Here is a 17,156-nt window from a genome sequence, read left to right as displayed (position 1 = left end):
TGATGGATTGCAGAATAGCCGGCGCTATGCCGGCCATCATTGTCAGAGGCGACTTTTAGTCTTTGTATGCGTGGAATGTTTCCGCGCAATCGAGGAGTTGCTGTTTGGTCAGCATAAAGACACCGTCGCCGCCGTTTTCAAATTCCAGCCAGGTGAACGGGATCTCAGGATATTGATCCATCAGATGCACCATGCTGTTGCCCACTTCACAAATCAGCACGCCGTTGTCGGTCAGGTAATCCGGCGCACAGGCCAGAATGCGGCGGGTCAGTTTCAGACCGTCAGTGCCGGAAGCCAGACCCAGAACCGGCTCGTGGCGATATTCCTGCGGCAGATCTGACATGTCTTCTTCGTCCACATACGGCGGATTGGTCACAATCAGGTCGTATTGCAGCGGAGGCAGTTCGCGGAACAGGTCAGAGCGGATTGGCGTAACCCAGTTCTCGATGCCATGTGTGTCGATGTTGCGTTCTGCGACGGCCAGCGCATCGGCAGAAATGTCGACAGCGTCAACTTCGGTTTCCGGGAATGCATAAGCGCAGGCAATAGCGATACAGCCGCTGCCGGTACACATGTCCAGAATGTGCTGCGGTTGCTCACTCAGGATGCCGGAGAAACGGTTGGTGATCAGTTCACCAATCGGCGAGCGCGGCACCAGAACGCGTTCATCGACATAAAATTCCATGTCGCAGAACCAGGCTTTATTGGTCAGATAGGCCACCGGGATGCGCTCGTTAACGCGGCGGATCACACGCTCAACGATACGGTGACGCTCGCTGGAGGTCAGGCGCGCGGTGTGCATATCTTCAGGAATGTCCAGCGGCAAAAACACGCTTGGCAAGACCAGTTGCACTGCTTCGTCCCACGGGTTATCGGTGCCGTGACCGTAATAGACATTGGCCGCGTTCAGGCGGCTGACGGTCCAGCGCAGCATATCCTGAATGGTATGCAGTTCACTGACAGCTTCGTCGACGAAAATTTTGTCCAATTTTATTCTCCAGGCAGTGCACGGGTTTTTAACAGACGTTTAACCCATTATTTGCCGCATAGTTTGCCACGAAGCCCGCCACAAATCAGCAGCTAGTCAACGCACTTGCGCGATGTCTCGAAGAATTTAACCCTGAGTTTTCTTTAAACCGCAGGGCGACGGAAGGTACACTGTGTGAATTGAGCGAAAATGACGATGAAAAGATGAAGAAAAAACACCTGCTCAGCCCGGAAGAAGCCGCGTTATTCCGCGAGGCCGTACCGGGCGTCAAGCGCCTGAAAAATGATACGATTACTCACCGTCCGCCACGGAAAAAGGTGGCCGAACTGTCACCTAAAAAGCTGATTCAGGAGCAGGTGGACGCAAGTTATTATTTTTCTGATGAATTCCAGCCGATGTTGCAGGAAGAAGGCCCGGTTCGTCACATCCGGCCAGACATCAGTCATTTTGAACTGAAAAAATTGCGGCGCGGTGATTACTCACCCGAGCTGTTTCTCGATTTGCACGGTTTAACGCAGAAAGAAGCCAAACAGGAACTGGGCGCGCTGATCGCCGCCTGCCGTCGCGAACATGTCCACTGCGCCTGCGTCATGCACGGTCACGGCAAGCATATTCTCAAACAGCAAACGCCGTTGTGGCTGGCACAGCACCCTGACGTCGAAGCCTTCCATCAGGCCCCGAAAGAACTCGGTGGCACCGCCGCCCTGCTGGTGCTGGTGGAGCTGGACGACAAAATCAGCTGACCCCACCCCAACCATCAGAAACGAGAAAGGCACAGCCGGAGCTGTGCCTTTCTTTTGTCTGTCGCTGAACTGTCTGTCTCAGAACAGATCCCCTAAATAATTCGGATTGCAGGAAGGCGGCAAGTGAACGCATCCCCGGGAGCATAGATAACTATGTGACCGGGGTAAGTGAGCGCAGCCAACGCATCTGCAATGCGAAGTATGACGGGGATTATACTTTGGCCATGACCTGGCACGGACTGAACTGCCAGTCAAACGTCCCCTGACCGGTATCCCCGTTCAGCTCGATGCTGGCCATGGCTGATGTGGCAAACATCGGCGGGCAGACGCCCGGACACAGCTCTGCCACCAGATAACCGACCAGCGGCAGGTGAGAGACCACCAGCACGGCACTGACACCGGTCAGCGCCAGATGTTGCAGTTCACTGGCGACCAGAGCAGGATCACCGCCCGGCGTCAGCTCTTTCAGAATATCAATTTCAACGTTTTCAGGCAGAGCCAGACACTGGCGCACTTTTTCAAGTGTCTGCTGCGCACGCAGGTACGGACTGACCAGAACACGGTCAATGTTGACGCCACGGCCATTCAGCCAGGCAGCCATATGTACTGATTCGTCACATCCGCATTCGCTTAACGGGCGAACTGAATCGCTTGCAGCTTCGAGAACTGCATCACCGTGACGCATAATTACAACTTGCATATTGCACCGCTTTTGTTAACAAAAATAGCGCTATACAGAAACGCCTTGCGTGCTGTATCACCCGTTGCCCAGCATGTCAGTCACCGCAGAGGTGACCGTTCTCATTACAAGATAGCTGTAAGGCAGTACATCCACTTAACGCGCTGTGCCCACATGCTTTGCATGGTAAGCATCAGCGGTCGGGCATTTTGCCTGAAAGTTCACGTAAAGAAAACGCTGTTTTTTACACCAACCCTTACCGGTTGTAAACCATTGTGCTGATTATTTAACCACTCGGGTTGTAGATCAATCGTTTGGCTTTGTTTCTGTACAAAGTCAGCCTCACCATAAAAAAGATCCCGCCGGCATATGTCTGGCTGCAAGCAGGATCTGTTCCAGATTCGCGCGAAATTCAGCAATAAGCAGTGACCGCAATCACACTTCACTGACCTTTTCGCGTGCCTCGCGCGCTGAACAGAATCCTTCCCCCTGCTCTGCGCGACGTAATAATCCTTCGCAGGGCGCAAAACGCTCGCCATATTGCTGCGCCAGTTGCTCAAGGGTTTTCACCACCTTGGCCACACCCAGCGATTCGATGTAACGGAACGGGCCACCGCGGAATGGCGGGAAACCAATCCCGAACACCGCCCCGAGATCGCCATCGCGGGCACTGCGGATCACGTTCTCATCGAGGCATCGTACCGCTTCGTTGAGCATCAGCATCACGCAGCGGCGGGCGATCTCTTCTTCCGGTTGCTGCGCTTTTGGCGTGACATTCAGCAGGCGATAGACCGACGGATCGACCTGTTTTTTCTTCGCCGCCCGTCCTTTCTGGCTGTAAAGGTAGAAACCTTTGCCGTTTTTACGCCCTTTGCGGTCGTCTTTAAGCACCGCATCAAAGCCGGACGGTGCGGCAAACCGCTCACCAAACGCCTCTTCCAGAATGGGTACGATTTTGGTGCCGACATCAATCCCGACTTCATCCAGTAACTGAACCGGTCCGACCGGGAAGCCGAAATTCACCAGCGCGCTGTCGATGTGATCGACAGGTTCTCCCGCCAGCAGGCAACGGGCCGCCTCATTGATATAAGGGGCAAGAATACGGTTTACATAGAATCCGGCGCTGTCGCCCACCACAATCGCTGTTTTCCCCTGTTTCTTCGCCAGCGCCACGGTGGTGGAAATCGTCTGTGCGCTGCTGCCTGCGTGGGGGATCACCTCCACCAGCGGCATTTTATCCACCGGGCTGAAATAGTGCAGACCAATGACCTGTTCAGGTCTGGCGGCCTGCTCTGCGATGCGATGGATCGGCAGGGAAGAGGTGTTTGAGGCGAAAATCGTGTGCGATGCGGCATTTTGTTCGATTTCTGCCACCATTGATTGCTTGAGTGACAAGTCCTCAAATACGGCTTCCACCACGATATCAATGCGCGCAAACCCGCTGTAATCGGTGGTGCCGGAAATCAGCATCATCTGACGCTGCTGCTCGTTGCGGGTCAGCCTGCGGCGACGCACTTTTTTCTCCAGCAGATCCCAGCTGTATTTCAGCGCATGGCGGATGCCTTCGTGATTAATGTCTTTGATGCGCACCGGCAGACCGGCTTTGGTGGCGGTCACGTTGGCGATACCGCCGCCCATCAGGCCGCCGCCGAGAATGCCCACACGGCGCACCGGCAGGGGTTCGGCGTCTCCGCCCTTTTCTTTCTTCAGCGCAGTAGAAGCAAAAAACAGCCCGCGCAACGCGGCGGATTCCGGCGTCATCACCAGTTCGCCAAACGCGTTGGCTTCGGCCTGATAGCCGTTACCGCTGCCCTGATCCAGCCCGGTTCTTACCACATCAATGATTTTTTCGGTGGCCGGGTAATTGCCGTGGGTTTTCGCCCGTGTCTGTTTACGCACTAAATGGAACAGCACGCTTTTGCCCAGTGGCCCCCCTGCCAGCCGCGCCTGCCACGGTAATGGCGGACGCGATTTACGCCCCTTCGCGACACGCTCCAGCGCCGTTTGCAGCAAAATCGAGTAAGGAACGGCATCATCCACCAGCCCCATCCGCAGTGCCTGTTTGGCGCGAACGCTGCGACCGGTCAGCATCAGCTCCAGCGCTTTTGACGCGCCGATCAGACGCGGAAGGCGCTGCGTGCCGCCGGAACCCGGCAGTAAACCCAGTTGCACTTCCGGCAGACCAAGTTGGGTTTTGTCATCCAGCGAGCACACGCGGGAATGACAGGCCAGCGCCAGCTCCAGTCCGCCGCCCAGACAGGCACCGTGAATGGCCGCCACCACCGGCACAGAAAATGAGGCAATGTGCGACATCACCGTCTGACCTTTCTGCGCCAGTTCACTGGCTTCGGCGGCCGTCCTGCAACCGGAAATCATGGTGATATCGGCACCGGCAATAAACGAGTCCGGCTTGCCGGAAATCAGCACCAGACCTTTCAGATTCGGATACTGCTGCGCTTTTTGCAAAATGGCGCAAATTTGCTGAGCAAATTCAGCCTTTAAGGTGTTCACCTTTTCGCCCGGAACATCAATAGTGATGATGCCGATATGTTCTGCGGTAAACATCAGTGAGAAGGCGGAAGCTGTTTCAGTCGCTTCGGTTTCTGCGGGTTGTCGGTTTTCCATCGTGTCCCTCATTGCGCTGCCTCCACAATCATCGCCGCGCCCAGGCCACCCGCTGCGCACGCTGTGGTCAGCCCGTATTTTCCGCCACGGCGGCGTAATTCATGCAGCGTTTGCGTAATCATTCGTGCGCCGGTTGCGGCAAACGGATGCCCGTACGCCAGCGAACCGCCCAGAACGTTGAATTTATCCCAGTCAATTTCGCCAACCGCCTGATTGCGGCCGAGTTTTTCACGGGCAAATTCATCACTGGCTAACATTTTGATATTCGCCAGCGTCTGCGCCGCGAACGCCTCATGCATATCAATCAGATCCAGATCGCCCAGCGTCAGTCCGGCGCGATCCAGCGCCAGCGGCGTGGCATAAGCCGGGCCGAGCAGCATATCTTCCCAGACGTCGATGGCGGCGAAGGCAAAACTTGTCAGATAACCCAGCGGTTTCAGACCCAGTTCCCGCGCACGCGATTCGCTCATCATCAGCACCGCCGCCGCGCCATCGGTCAGCGGCGTGCTGGTGGCGGCAGTGACCGTGCCGTGGTTGCGGTCAAACGCCGGACGCAATTTCGCGTACTGGCCGATTTCAGAGTTGAGACGAATATTGTTGTCTTTTTGCAGCACCTCGCGGTACGGCGGCACCTGCGCGGCCATCACCTGAGAGGTCAGATACCCCTGCTCCCACGCCTGCGCGGCCAGTGTATGCGAGCGGTGCGCCAGCTCATCCTGTTCCGCACGGCTGATGTGATGACTTTTCGCCATTTGCTCGGCCGTATCGCCCATCCGCAAACCGGTGGAATATTCCGCGACCGCCGGTGGCACCGGCAGTAAATCGCGCAGTTTCAGTTTGCTGAAAATGGAAAGGCGCTGCGACAGCGTGCGCGCTTTATTCACATCCACCAGTGCGCGGGCGAGACGTTTACTGACGCCAATCGGCAAGACCGAGGAGGAATCCGCTCCGCCCGCGATCCCGACACTGACCGTGCCGCTGAGAATGCTTTCCGCCACGTTCGCTACCGCCTGAAAGCTGGTGGCGCAGGCGCGCGACACACTGTAGGCATCGGTCGAAACATTCATGCCGGTGCCCAGCACAATCTCACGCGCAATATTCGGCGCTTCCGGCATCTGCACCACCTGGCCGAAAACCAGCTGGTCGATGTCTTTCGGGTCTATCCCACTTTTTGCCAGCAGCTCACTGACCACGATTTTGCCGAGATCGACAGCAGGAATGCCGTGATAGGCGGTGGCCTGTTTCGCAAACGGCGTACGCAAGCCATCGACAATCGCAATGCGATCGCCCTCACGCGTTACCAGTGGAATGACTTTGTTCATACACGCTCCTGAGAAAAAATAGGGTCTTAAGAGGTCAGACCTGATAACTCAGTTTTAACCATGTATTTACATTTGGCAAAGCGAAAGGCAGTGAAGTGCGAGCAACAGCAAATTTTTCTGAAATAAGAAGGAGAAGAAATGCGACTGGCAGGAATAGCAGACAAAAAAATACCGCTTATATAAGCGGTATTACAATTTAAAACTTCCCCTAAATAATTTGAGTCTCAGAAAGGCGGCAATCGAGGTAATCCCGATGAGCTGACATAAGTCAGTGATTCGGGTTACTGAGTGCAGCCAACGCATCTGTGGCTCAAAGTATGACGGGGATTAGCGCAAGGCTAACTGGAAGATCATGGTCTCAGCCTGACAGCTAAAGGTGAAATCGATATTCAGCTCAACGCCGCCTTCGACTTTTTCCAGACGGCTGGTGATCTCGCATGGCTCGGATTCTACATCGCGCGCACGTTCGGTCAGGGTTTGCAGCATTTCTTTCGCCTGTGCTTCATTTTCGAAAACGCGGCTGTAAGAGGCGGTGCAATCGGTGTTGTCCATGATGGTACCCACATCAACACAACAGCAGGCGGCGGTTTCTTCCGCGCCACATTTGTTGATGGAATGCAGAGGTTGGGTGGATTTAGAGGACATAGTTACGTCAGACATCATTTTCTCCCCGGCATCAACGGCAACATCCACCGTCTGGCCTGTTTGCGAATAAAGAATTTATTTTCAGCCTGTATTTTACGCCACCGCCCTGACAACACACGACAACTTACTTTTTATGTGGCTTTGGGGTGATCCAGATCACGTAAATGCAAGCAATCGGTTAAAACTAAGTCTGTCTTCTCACTTTAACGTTTCTTAATTGAACTTTTATTGTTGGTTTTTTGTTAAGTGGATCCAATTTCTTGCATCAAGTAAGAAATATCAATGAAACATTATTGCAACTACACCACAGGTCAGACCTATACTTCGCTCACTGGTCTGATTTGTCAGACTGATAACGGACCCTACAATCCTGCGCTCATTGTTACGTCATGTAACATTGTTTGATAAAAAACATAAAATTGAGGTTTTGGTCATGAACCAGAAAAACCTGTTTAAAAGATCAGCTCTGGCAGCTGCAGTGGCAATTGTTTCCTCCAATGTATATGCAGCAGGTTTTCAGTTAAATGAATATACCGCTGCGGGCTTAGGTCGCTCCTTCTCTGGTGAAGGCGCTATCGCTGACACCGCAGCGTCCGGTAGCCGTAACCCGGCAACCATGACCATGTTCGATCGACCTTCCTTCTCGGCAGGCGCGATTTATGTCGACCCGGACGTCAGCGTGACGGGGAAATCCCCGGTCACCGGTGCCAGCACCAGTGATGATAATATTGCGCCAAATCAGTGGGTGCCGAATATCCACTTTATTATGCCTCTGGATGATCAATGGGCGGTTGGCGCATCAGCCACCTCCAACTACGGTCTGGCAACAGAATTCAGTGATAATTATCCGGCAGGCCCGATCGGCGGTGAAACAGACCTCACCACCATCAACACTAACTTAAGTGTCGCTTACCGTTTAAACCAGAATTTCAGCTTCGGTGTCGGCTTTGATGCCGTCTACGCGAAAGCGAAAATCCGTCGTACCGCCGGTGAGCTGGTTCCGCTGCAAACGGGTGGCCTGCTGCCAGCCGACACGGAAGCCGCCAAGCTGAAAGGTAACGAATGGGGCTACGGCTGGAACGCCGGTATCTTGTATGAAGTGGATGATAATAACCGTTACGGTTTCACCTACCGTTCAGAAGTGAAAATCGACTTTGACGGCGAATACCGCAACGGCATTCCGCAGGCGTTAGGCGGCACGGGCGGTCATACCGTTCCGGGTTCCCTGACCCTCAACCTGCCAGAAATGTGGGAATTGTCCGGTTATAACAAAGTCGCACCGAAATGGGCGATTCACTACAGCCTGGCTTACACCAGCTGGAGCCAGTTCCAGGAGCTGAAAGCCACCGGTTCTGACGGTCAGACTCTGTTCCAGAAAGACGAAGGCTACCATGATGCGTACCGCATCGCGTTGGGTACCACGTATTACTACGACGAGAACTGGACCTTCCGTACCGGTATCGCCTTCGATGACAGCCCGGTTCCGGCAGATAACCGCACCATTTCTATCCCGGATCAGGATCGCTTCTGGATTTCAGCGGGTACCACTTACGCCTTCAATAAAGATGCGTCAGTGGATGTCGGTGTCTCTTATATGCACGGCCAGACAGTGAATATCAGCGAGAAAGTGGCAGACGGTGTGCCGAACTATGAGTTCGAAGCGAAAGGCACCGCGATGCTGTATGGCGCGAACTTTAACTATAGCTTCTGATAAGCCAAAGTTACGCCAGAGAGAAAAAAAGCGCCGGAAGGCGCTTTTTTTATGCACAAGAAACGGTTATTCCGCATCGATATCTTTCAGGTCGCCCTGAATCAATGCCGCGTTCGGGTTTTCCTGCGGCGTCAGCTGACCGCCTCTCGCCAGGAAATCATGACGCTGGAAGTACGCTTCACGGATAAACAGATACGGATCAGAAGAGTTACGGATCAGGCCATCAGAATCGAGCAGTTCAGCACGGGTTTCGACGCCTTCCAGTACCCATTTACCGGCCGACATCCAGAAGGTCAGGTAGCTGAGCATCGGGTACAGATCATCGACCAGATCGCCCCCTTCATCACGAATGGTCGCGCTGCCATAACCCGGCAGAACCACATACGGACCGTAGCCGACACCGTAATGTCCCAGCGTGCTGCCGAAGCCTTGTGCTTCCTCGCGCGCCAGTTTCGGATTCGCCATGCCCGCCACGTCAATCAGACCGCCCATCCCCAGAAGCGTGTTCAGGAAGAAACGGTTGAAGTGGATCGCCGCACGGTACGGATCGCCTTTCAGCAAGGAGTTGACCATGCTGGCCGGTTCATCAAGGTTGCTGAGGAAATTGCTGGTACCGTTACGCGCCGGTTGCGGCACGTAATCACGCCATGCGACGGCAACAGGCCGCACGAGGTACGGATCCATATAGTTGTAGTTAAAGTCGAACATCACCCGGTTGAAACCTTCGAGCGGATCAGAACGTCCTTGCTGTTCGCTGTCCGAAGATCCGGACGTGCCGGCACAACCGACCAGCAAAACTGTCGCAAACGCCAGCCCAGTCAGGCGTAAGTTCATGGATATCTCCCTGTTTTTGATCGTCGGTTCCTTATTATGGAACCTGCTGATTAATGTCGATGCTGACCTGACCGTTACCGGTAAAATCGATCAGCGGACTGTCGCCGTACCAGTCACCTGAGGCCGGGGTTGCCAGACCATTTTGTGAAATACGAACGCGTACTTTTAATTGATGCAGCGAAGAAAGCAAGCGTTCCGGCATCATTGCGTTGCTGTCATCGACAGTGATCGCCAGCGGGAAGCGGCTGAGCGGCAGCTTTTTAACCGCTACCGGCACCGGACTGCTGCCATCTGTCACGGAAATAAAGACCGTGCCATTCTGCGGAAGTTTCGTCTGTGCGTCAGCAGAAAGCGTCACATTGACCGCCAGTTTAGCCTGATCCAGACCGGCTTTCTGTTTTGCCTGTGCAATGCTGGCGTTAACCATTTCCAGACGCTTATCCCCGGCAGGCAGGATTTTCTGCATAACTTCCCACGCGCCAATGGCTTGCGGGTAGTGACCCTGTTCATATTCATTATAGGCCAGCAGGCTTAGCACACGCAGATCGCCCTGAGATTTTTCCAGCATACTGCGTAACAGATTGCCGCCGGTAAGGTTATCCTGCGGATCCGACGAGCGGGTCAGCACTTCGGCATAACCGAGTTTGACGGACATATCGTTTGGCGCGAGCTGATACGCATGGGCATACGCCTGCGTGGCGGTGGCGGCATTGTTGAGCGCCATCCCGACCCGGCCAAGCATCACCCAGTCCTGAATATTATCCGGATTGGCCTGCAAATCGGTACGCAATCCGAGCCCCAGATCCTGCACATCCGTGGCGGTCAGCGGCGCGCCGTGATCGTCAGCAATGCGGTGGCGCAGATCAGGCATGTGTTGCATCACCTGATCCCACGCACTCACCTGCCCCAGACCACCGGCGTAGAGATACAGCCCCAGCGTGATGATCACCAGCAGAATACCGCCCGGCACCAGCGTCCAGCGGCCTATCGGCTGAACCGCAACCGGTGCCTGTCCGGCAGGAATGTCCGTCAGCAGGTTTTCCTGTAACTCCTGAATATGCGCCGGACGCTCATCCACCACGCCCTGCGCTTCGTCTTCTTCCAGCTCACTCAGACGGTGATGGTAAAACGCTTTGTTCAGCGCATCGCGGGAGGTATGTTCCGCCCGGTCGCCACGCACCACCGGCACAATAAACAGTGCCAGCGCGATAACCAGCATCACAATAATGCACAGCCAAAAAATGCTCATGATCCTTTCCCGTCGCTGTCTTTAAGTAACTGCGCCAGGCGCTGTCTCTCTTGTTCTGACATGTCTTCTGTTGTGTTTATCGTGCGCGCCCTGCCACGGCGGGAACGCATGAAAATCATTCCCGCGCCAATCACAATCACCAGCACCGGACCGAGCCACAAAATGATCGTCGAGGGCGTGACCGGCGGTTCGTAAGTGACGAAATTACCGTAACGCGCCACCATATAGGCCACGATTTGCTGGCGATCCTGCCCTTCATTGAGCAGCTGAAACACCTTGGTGCGCATATCGGCGGCGATGATCGAATCCGACGCCGCGATATTGGTGTTCTGGCATTTCGGACAGCGCAGCTGAGCGGTGATGTCGCGGTAAGCCTGTTCCTGCTCCGGCGATGTGAACTGATACGTATCAATCGACGCAAAGGCGCTGACACTCAGCAGCATGCCCAGCAGCAACGCGGGCAGTGACGAAATCAGTCTCATACGCTGCCTCCGTATTTTTTGTACAGCGGCAAGACTTCGCTCTGCCAGACCTTTTCATTCAGATCACCGGCATGGCGATAGCGGATGATGCCCTGTCCGTCAATCAGGAACGTTTCCGGCGCACCGTAAACCCCCAGATCTAACCCCAGCATGCCGTCGCCGTCGTACAGACTCAGCATGTAAGGATTACCCAGCGTATTCAGCCAGTTGACCGCTTTCTGCCGGTCGTCTTTGTAATTCAGCCCGACCACGCGTACACCTTTGGCGGCGAGGGTATTCAGATAATCATGTTCGGCGCGGCAGGTCGGGCACCACGTCGCCCAGACATTGAGCAGCATCGGTTTGCCGTCGCGCAGTACCGACTGATCGTAGGTTTTCCCCGCCTGCGCCAGCGATTCCAGTTTGAACACCGGCACCGGTTTGCCGATCAGGGCAGATTCCAGCAAGGTCGGATCATCGCCGTTGGCATTGCGGGTCAGTTGCACGAGAAAGGCTGCGGCCAGCGCCAGAAACAAGATCAGCGGAATAAAGAGGAGTTTACGGTTCATGCTTCTTCAGCCTCCGTCAGACCTTGCTTCTTAAGCTTTTTGCTCATGCGATAGCGCGGATCGAGAATACACAACACGCCGCCCGCCGCCATAAACAGGCCGCCGAGCCAGATCCAGCGGACAAAGGGTTTGTAGTACAACCGCACCGCCCAGGATCCGTCGTCCATCTCTTCACCCAGCGCGGCGTACAGGTCACGCGCCAGATTGCCGTCGATGGCCGCTTCGGTCATCATGCTGCGCGCCACGCTGTAGAAGCGTTTTTCAGCGTGCAGCGTGGTGACTTTTTTGCCGTTCTGAGTGACGTCAATATTCGCCTCACCGCCGGTATAGTTCGGGCCGGTAATGTCACGAACATCGCGGAAAATAAAGTGATAGTCATGAATATCCACGGTATCGCCGGACTTCATGCGCACATCGCGCTCCACGCTGTAATTCTGGCTGAAGGCAATGCCGATCACCGTGACCGCCACGCCGAGATGGCCAAGCACCATGCCCCAGTGACTGCGGGAAAGTTTGGTCAGACCGCGCCAGAATGAATGACGGTGCGTGGCGCGTTCGTGCAGTTCCATCAGCGTAAGGACGATCACCCACACCGACATCAGCATACCGACCACGGTCATGCCGACAATTTTATCCTGCAACAACCACGGCAGAAGAATCGACAAGACCAGCGTGACGACCAGCGCCAGGCCCAGACGACGCCACAGTTTGCTCGGTTCATCACGACGCCAGCGCACCAGCGGCCCGATCCCCAGCAGCAGCGCCAGCGGTGCCATCAGCCAGGTAAACATCGTATTAAAGAAGGGTTCGCCGATAGAAATACTGCCCAGCCCGAGCTGTTTGTGGATCAGCGGCAGCAGCGTACCGAGCAGCACCACCAGCATCGCCGCAACCAGCAACACGTTGTTTCCCAGCAGATAGCTCTCGCGAGAGTGTAATTCGTGACGGCTCGGCGCGCGCACCGAGTTACCTTTGAAGGCATACAGCAGCAGCGAGCCGCCGATCACAATCACCAGATAAGCGAGGATAAACATGCCGCGCGCCGGATCCGAAGCAAATGAGTGAACGGAGACCAGCACGCCGGAGCGCACCAGGAAAGTGCCGAGCAGACACAGCGAGAACGCGGTGATCGCCAGCAGTACCGTCCAGGCTTTAAACGTCCCGCGCTTTTCGGTCACCGCCAGCGAGTGGATCAGCGCCGTACCGGCCAGCCACGGCATAAAGGAGGCATTCTCAACCGGATCCCAGAACCACCAGCCGCCCCAGCCTAATTCGTAATACGCCCAGGCGGACCCGAGCACAATGCCGATAGTCAGAAACACCCACGCGGCTTGTGTCCACGGACGCGACCAGCGCGCCCATGCGGTATCCAGACGACCGGCCATCAGCGAAGCAATCGCGAACGCAAAGGCCACGGAGAAACCGACGTATCCCATGTACAGCAAAGGCGGATGGAAAATCAGGCCGATATCCTGCAACACCGGATTCAGGTCGCTGCCGTCTACCGGGAAATTCGGCAAAGAGCGGATAAACGGATTCGACGTCAGCAAAATAAACAGCAGGAAACCGCCGGTGATCATGCCCATCACCGCCAGCACGCGCGACACCGCATCCTGCGGCATACGGCGGCTGAACAGCGCCACGGCGAGCGTCCAGCAACTCAGCAATAACACCCACAGCAGCAGCGAACCTTCGTGTGCGCCCCAGGTGGCCGCCACGCGGTAATATACCGGCAGACGGGTGTTGGAGTTATTGGCGACATACGCGACGGTAAAATCATTCACCACAAACGCATGCACCAGAATAATGAAGGCCAGCACGATGCAGGCGAACATGCCGTACGCCAGCGGACGCGCCATTGCCATCATCCGGCTGTCCTGACGGGCAGCGCCCCACTGCGGATAAATACTCAGTAACACCGCCAGACCTAACGCCAGACAGAGTGCAAATGTTCCCAGTTCCGGCATCATGAGCGGTCATTTCCTTTATCGTTGCCCACATAGGCCGAAGCCGGCCCTTTGTGGTTTTCTTTCATGGCGTCGGCAACTTCCGGCGGCACATATTTTTCATCGTGTTTCGCCAGAACCTGAATGGCATTCACCACGTTCCCCGGTTCCATCACGCCCTGCGCCACCACGCCCTGCCCTTCGCGGAACAGATCCGGCAGGATGCCGTTGTATGTCACCGCGATCGCGCCGCGCGCATCATAAATTTTAAAACTGACCTGCAAACTTTTCGGATCACGCTTCACGGAACCGGGCATCACCATGCCGCCGATGCGCAGGCGCTGGCCAACGGTCGGCATTTCGTGGTCTTCGCCTTTGCCCTGCAATATTTCACTGGGTGTATAAAACAAATCAATATTCGAGCGCAGCGCGTACATCACCAGTGAGATGCTCAGGCCAAGGCCGATCAGCACCACCAGCGCCAGCGACAGCCGCTTTTTACGACGTGGATTCACAATAACTTCTCCGGGGAAGTGTCCGGTTCCAGCGGTGACGTCTGCGCGTCTTGCTGTTTTTTAGACTGAGACTGACTGATACGTTTTTCACGCGCCTGACGACGATGAACCTCGCCAAGGATCTGCCGGTGCTGCACAAAGGTATGCACCACCAGCGCAATCAGGGAAATCAGGGTGGCGGCGACCGACAGCCAGACATAAAAGGCATAGCCGCCCATCGCAAAGAAATCATGCCAGCTTGAGAATGCAGGGCTCATCCGCGATGCTCCTTATTCAGCAAGCCAGCCACCCACGGACGCAGACGTTCCTGAACCAAAATCAGGTTACGCAAACGCATCAGCGTCAGGGTAATAAAGAAGAACAGATAACCGAAGATCGCCCAGCGCAGCGGATAACGCATGCTCGGGTCGATGGTCTGCTGCATGTTAGTGGATCCCTGATGCAGGGTGTTCCACCACTGCACGGAGTAATGGATGATGGGAATGTTAACCACGCCGACCAGCACCAGAATACCGGCGGCACGTCCGGCCAGACGGCGGTCGTCGAAGGCGTTGTACAGTGCAATCACACCGAGATACAGGAACAGCAACACCAGTTCGGAGGTCAGACGCGCATCCCACACCCACCAGGTGCCCCACATCGGCTTGCCCCATGCGGAGCCGGTGACCAGCGCGATAAACGTGAACACCGCGCCGACCGGTGCCATCGCAGCCACCGCCAGATCCGACATTTTCATCTGCCACACCAGGCCGATAAATGCCGCGATCGCCATCGCGCTGTAAATGCCCATCGACCAGATCGCCGCCGGGACATGGATATACATTATCCGGTAACTGTTACCTTGCTGGTAATCCGGAGGCGCATAGCCAAAACCCCATACCCAGCCGATCAGCAGGCAGGCAAGACCCATAATGCCGAGCCAGGGAATGAACCGGCCACAGACGTGGTAAAGCCGTTCAGGCCTTGCGAGTTGATGTAACCATTTCCACATTGTTATCGTTGCTCACTATAAAATGTCACTGTGTGATATGCCGTGGAACCTCGGTGGGTTCTTGCGCGGTCAGCCTTCAATCACCCGCACTTATTGTTGGCGTCTCTATTGTTCACTATAGAGAAGTGTGATGTTAGTCAAAGGTTGCGTTTTTTCTTCTCTATTGTAACGACACGTAAAATAATTCTGTGCTACTGGCCAGCGTCCAGGTTAACCCTAAATAATTCGGGTTGCAGGAAGGCGGCAAACGACGCCATCCCGATGAGCTTACACAAGTAAGTGATTCGGGTGGCGAAGCGCAGCCAACGCATCTGCGGCTCGAAGCATGACGGGTTAGTGAACACTGACTCGCAGAGCAGCGGCCGTCGCGAATGGCGCTAGCGTCGCACTGCCCGCCAGCATCGCACCAAGAATGGCCAGATAACCGCCAATGGGCATCGACATCGAGGCGGCATCAATCGCGCCGGTGGCAAAAATCAGCACCGGAATGTACAGCGGCAGCACCAGAAGACTGAGCAGAACGCCGCCCTTGCGCAACCCGACGGTCAACGCCACACCAATCGCGCCGATAAAACTCAGCGTCGGCGTCCCCAGTAAAATCGTCAGTGCGACGGCTTTCCAGGTGTCAAAATCCAGTGAAAGCAGCAAAGCAATCAGCGGAGAGAGGATCAGTAACGGCAAACCGGTCACCACCCAGTGAGCACATACTTTCCCCAGAACCGTGAGTGCAAGCGGCGAAGGCAGTAACAACAGTTGTTCAAGCGAGCCGTCCAGGTAGTCGTCACGGAACAACCTTTCCAGCGCCAGCAACGAGGACAGCAGCGCGGCGACCCAGACAATGCCGGGTGCAATGCGTGCCAGTAATTTAGGCTCGGGGCCGATCCCGAGCGGGAACAGCGTAATCACAATCAGGAAGAACCACAGCGGGTTAATAATTTCAGCGCTTTTGCGAAAGGCGATTTTCAGCTCGCGGCGCAGGACTTTCGTAAACATTCCTATTCTTTCCCTTTCGCGTCACACCGGCTCAGCACTGGTCAGACGAAGTTTTCGCACGTCGCGGTTCACACCCTGCAAATCCTGATGCGTGGTCAGCAGCACCATTCCGCCCTGCTGCGCATGTTGCTCAAACAGGGCAATCAGTGTGGCAACGCCCTGTTTATCAATCGCGGTCAGCGGTTCATCGAGGATCCACAGCGGCGCTTCACTCAGCCATAAACGCGCCAGCGCGACACGGCGTTGCTGTCCGGCTGACATCTGCGCCACCGTTACATCTTCGTAGCCCAGCAAACCGACATTCTCCAGCGCCTGATAAATAGCGTCGGCATCGGTTTTTCCGGTCACTGACTGACAGAAGGCAAGGTTTTCAAACGCAGTGAGCACTGACTTTACGCCGGGCTGATGGCCGAGGTACAGAAGTTGCTGATGGAAAATATCGCGCTGACGGCGGGTACTCACGCCCTGCCAGCGGACTTCACCGGCGTCCGGAGAGGACAACCCGGCAAGAATACGCAGTAAACTGGTTTTACCGGCGCCGTTACGGCCTTCAATCTGCACCATTTCACCCGGTTCGATAGTGAAACTTAAGCCGCTAAACAAGGTTCGCTCATCGCGAACACAGCTCAGGTTAAGGGCTTCAAACATGGTGATGTCTCTTATTTTTCACAAGTGCGCATCATATCACAGGCGCCGGACGTGACGCAGCTTAGGGGACGACAGTTTACAGGGTTGAAAACCCTGAAATCCAGCAAACATTCCGTAAAATGTCCCATAAGGTTCATGGGTTAACGGTTTGTAACTTTTTTGTATACCTGCTCATAATCTTCCCGCCTCGCCTATGCTTATTCAGGAACACCAATAAAACTGACTTGCCGTACTTTT

General features: G+C 55.3%; 17 protein-coding genes. 2 read left to right on the top strand and 15 right to left on the bottom strand.

The genetic code is table 11. The annotated features are described in order from the left end of the window. Positions 1-55: 55 nt before the first annotated feature. Positions 56-988, bottom strand: coding sequence for a 50S ribosomal protein L3 N(5)-glutamine methyltransferase (gene prmB / locus EDF78_RS08550; RefSeq protein WP_095922888.1), 933 nt, complete (start codon positions 986-988; stop codon positions 56-58). Between the two features lie 203 nt (positions 989-1,191). Between prmB and smrB the strand changes: the two genes are divergently transcribed. Next, positions 1,192-1,731, top strand: coding sequence for an endonuclease SmrB (smrB, locus tag EDF78_RS08545; RefSeq protein ID WP_095925184.1), 540 nt, complete (start codon positions 1,192-1,194; stop codon positions 1,729-1,731). 211 nt (positions 1,732-1,942) lie between these two features. Here the strand turns inward: smrB and sixA are convergent, their stop codons facing one another. The 4 genes from sixA to EDF78_RS08525 all read right to left on the bottom strand — a co-directional run bounded on the left by sixA (position 1,943) and on the right by EDF78_RS08525 (position 7,017). After that, positions 1,943-2,431, bottom strand: coding sequence for a phosphohistidine phosphatase SixA (gene sixA, locus EDF78_RS08540; RefSeq protein WP_133822918.1), 489 nt, complete (start codon positions 2,429-2,431; stop codon positions 1,943-1,945). Between the two features lie 414 nt (positions 2,432-2,845). Beyond that, entirely contained in the window at positions 2,846-5,047 is a 2,202-nt protein-coding gene (gene fadJ / locus EDF78_RS08535; RefSeq protein WP_133822917.1) for a fatty acid oxidation complex subunit alpha FadJ, read from the bottom strand. Beyond that, a complete protein-coding gene (fadI, locus tag EDF78_RS08530; protein WP_133822916.1) occupies positions 5,044-6,357 on the bottom strand; it encodes an acetyl-CoA C-acyltransferase FadI in 1,314 nt (437 codons plus the stop codon). The genes fadJ and fadI overlap by 4 nt, the downstream gene beginning before the upstream one ends. Before the next feature lie 327 nt (positions 6,358-6,684). Beyond that, a complete protein-coding gene (locus EDF78_RS08525; RefSeq protein WP_095925185.1) occupies positions 6,685-7,017 on the bottom strand; it encodes a YfcZ/YiiS family protein in 333 nt (110 codons plus the stop codon). 418 nt (positions 7,018-7,435) lie between these two features. On the opposite strand from EDF78_RS08525, the gene fadL reads away from it, so the two are divergent. Next, positions 7,436-8,713, top strand: a complete 1,278-nt coding sequence (gene fadL, locus EDF78_RS08520) for a long-chain fatty acid transporter FadL (protein ID WP_131694030.1) — start codon at positions 7,436-7,438, stop codon at positions 8,711-8,713. Between the two features lie 66 nt (positions 8,714-8,779). Here fadL and mlaA read toward each other — a convergent pair whose 3' ends face one another. From mlaA to ccmA, 10 genes are all read right to left on the bottom strand, one after another. Continuing rightward, positions 8,780-9,547, bottom strand: coding sequence for a phospholipid-binding lipoprotein MlaA (gene mlaA, locus EDF78_RS08515; RefSeq protein ID WP_095922893.1), 768 nt, complete (start codon positions 9,545-9,547; stop codon positions 8,780-8,782). A 34-nt stretch (positions 9,548-9,581) separates the two neighbouring features. Beyond that, positions 9,582-10,796, bottom strand: a complete 1,215-nt coding sequence (ccmI, locus tag EDF78_RS08510; protein WP_119822597.1) for a c-type cytochrome biogenesis protein CcmI — start codon at positions 10,794-10,796, stop codon at positions 9,582-9,584. Next, positions 10,793-11,278: a cytochrome c-type biogenesis protein gene (locus EDF78_RS08505; protein ID WP_133822915.1), complete on the bottom strand. Its 486-nt coding sequence runs from the start codon at positions 11,276-11,278 to the stop codon at positions 10,793-10,795. Before EDF78_RS08505 ends, ccmI begins: the two co-directional genes overlap by 4 nt. After that, positions 11,275-11,826, bottom strand: coding sequence for a DsbE family thiol:disulfide interchange protein (locus tag EDF78_RS08500; RefSeq protein WP_119822599.1), 552 nt, complete (start codon positions 11,824-11,826; stop codon positions 11,275-11,277). The genes EDF78_RS08505 and EDF78_RS08500 overlap by 4 nt, the downstream gene beginning before the upstream one ends. After that, on the bottom strand, positions 11,823-13,796 hold the full coding sequence (locus EDF78_RS08495) for a heme lyase CcmF/NrfE family subunit (protein WP_095922897.1): 1,974 nt from the start codon (positions 13,794-13,796) through the stop codon (positions 11,823-11,825). Before EDF78_RS08495 ends, EDF78_RS08500 begins: the two co-directional genes overlap by 4 nt. Beyond that, on the bottom strand, positions 13,793-14,287 hold the full coding sequence (gene ccmE, locus EDF78_RS08490; protein ID WP_095922898.1) for a cytochrome c maturation protein CcmE: 495 nt from the start codon (positions 14,285-14,287) through the stop codon (positions 13,793-13,795). The genes EDF78_RS08495 and ccmE overlap by 4 nt, the downstream gene beginning before the upstream one ends. Then, positions 14,284-14,544 (bottom strand): heme exporter protein CcmD, encoded by a 261-nt coding sequence (gene ccmD, locus EDF78_RS08485; protein ID WP_095922899.1) that lies wholly within the window; start codon positions 14,542-14,544, stop codon positions 14,284-14,286. Before ccmD ends, ccmE begins: the two co-directional genes overlap by 4 nt. Beyond that, the gene (locus tag EDF78_RS08480) at positions 14,541-15,278 is read right to left on the bottom strand and encodes a heme ABC transporter permease (protein WP_095922900.1); all 738 of its coding nucleotides are present in this window, start codon (positions 15,276-15,278) and stop codon (positions 14,541-14,543) included. Before EDF78_RS08480 ends, ccmD begins: the two co-directional genes overlap by 4 nt. 333 nt (positions 15,279-15,611) lie before the next feature. Further along, positions 15,612-16,271, bottom strand: coding sequence for a heme exporter protein CcmB (gene ccmB, locus EDF78_RS08475; RefSeq protein ID WP_131694033.1), 660 nt, complete (start codon positions 16,269-16,271; stop codon positions 15,612-15,614). A gap of 21 nt (positions 16,272-16,292) precedes the next feature. After that, positions 16,293-16,919: a cytochrome c biogenesis heme-transporting ATPase CcmA gene (gene ccmA, locus EDF78_RS08470; protein ID WP_119822603.1), complete on the bottom strand. Its 627-nt coding sequence runs from the start codon at positions 16,917-16,919 to the stop codon at positions 16,293-16,295. Between the last annotated feature and the right edge of the window lie 237 nt (positions 16,920-17,156).

This window comes from Rahnella sp. BIGb0236 (genome assembly GCF_004364755.1).
GTDB lineage: Bacteria > Pseudomonadota > Gammaproteobacteria > Enterobacterales > Enterobacteriaceae > Rahnella > Rahnella victoriana.
The sequence above is the reverse complement of the archived record's forward strand: the minus strand, read 5'-3'. Positions and strand labels throughout refer to the sequence as shown.

What these genes read in the sequence shown, in the direction of transcription:
- smrB (WP_095925184.1), top strand. Translation starts at nt 1,192, where the DNA reads ATGAAGAAAAAACACCTGCTCAGCCCGGAAGAAGCCGCGTTATTCCGC.
- mlaA (WP_095922893.1), bottom strand. Translation starts at nt 9,547, where the DNA reads ATGAACTTACGCCTGACTGGGCTGGCGTTTGCGACAGTTTTGCTGGTC.
- ccmD (WP_095922899.1), bottom strand. Translation starts at nt 14,544, where the DNA reads ATGAGCCCTGCATTCTCAAGCTGGCATGATTTCTTTGCGATGGGCGGC.
- EDF78_RS08525 (WP_095925185.1), bottom strand. Translation starts at nt 7,017, where the DNA reads ATGTCTGACGTAACTATGTCCTCTAAATCCACCCAACCTCTGCATTCC.
- ccmA (WP_119822603.1), bottom strand. Translation starts at nt 16,919, where the DNA reads ATGTTTGAAGCCCTTAACCTGAGCTGTGTTCGCGATGAGCGAACCTTG.
- fadJ (WP_133822917.1), bottom strand. Translation starts at nt 5,047, where the DNA reads ATGAGGGACACGATGGAAAACCGACAACCCGCAGAAACCGAAGCGACT.
- sixA (WP_133822918.1), bottom strand. Translation starts at nt 2,431, where the DNA reads ATGCAAGTTGTAATTATGCGTCACGGTGATGCAGTTCTCGAAGCTGCA.
- EDF78_RS08500 (WP_119822599.1), bottom strand. Translation starts at nt 11,826, where the DNA reads ATGAACCGTAAACTCCTCTTTATTCCGCTGATCTTGTTTCTGGCGCTG.
- EDF78_RS08495 (WP_095922897.1), bottom strand. Translation starts at nt 13,796, where the DNA reads ATGATGCCGGAACTGGGAACATTTGCACTCTGTCTGGCGTTAGGTCTG.
- fadI (WP_133822916.1), bottom strand. Translation starts at nt 6,357, where the DNA reads ATGAACAAAGTCATTCCACTGGTAACGCGTGAGGGCGATCGCATTGCG.
- ccmB (WP_131694033.1), bottom strand. Translation starts at nt 16,271, where the DNA reads ATGTTTACGAAAGTCCTGCGCCGCGAGCTGAAAATCGCCTTTCGCAAA.
- EDF78_RS08480 (WP_095922900.1), bottom strand. Translation starts at nt 15,278, where the DNA reads ATGTGGAAATGGTTACATCAACTCGCAAGGCCTGAACGGCTTTACCAC.
- ccmI (WP_119822597.1), bottom strand. Translation starts at nt 10,796, where the DNA reads ATGAGCATTTTTTGGCTGTGCATTATTGTGATGCTGGTTATCGCGCTG.
- EDF78_RS08505 (WP_133822915.1), bottom strand. Translation starts at nt 11,278, where the DNA reads ATGAGACTGATTTCGTCACTGCCCGCGTTGCTGCTGGGCATGCTGCTG.
- fadL (WP_131694030.1), top strand. Translation starts at nt 7,436, where the DNA reads ATGAACCAGAAAAACCTGTTTAAAAGATCAGCTCTGGCAGCTGCAGTG.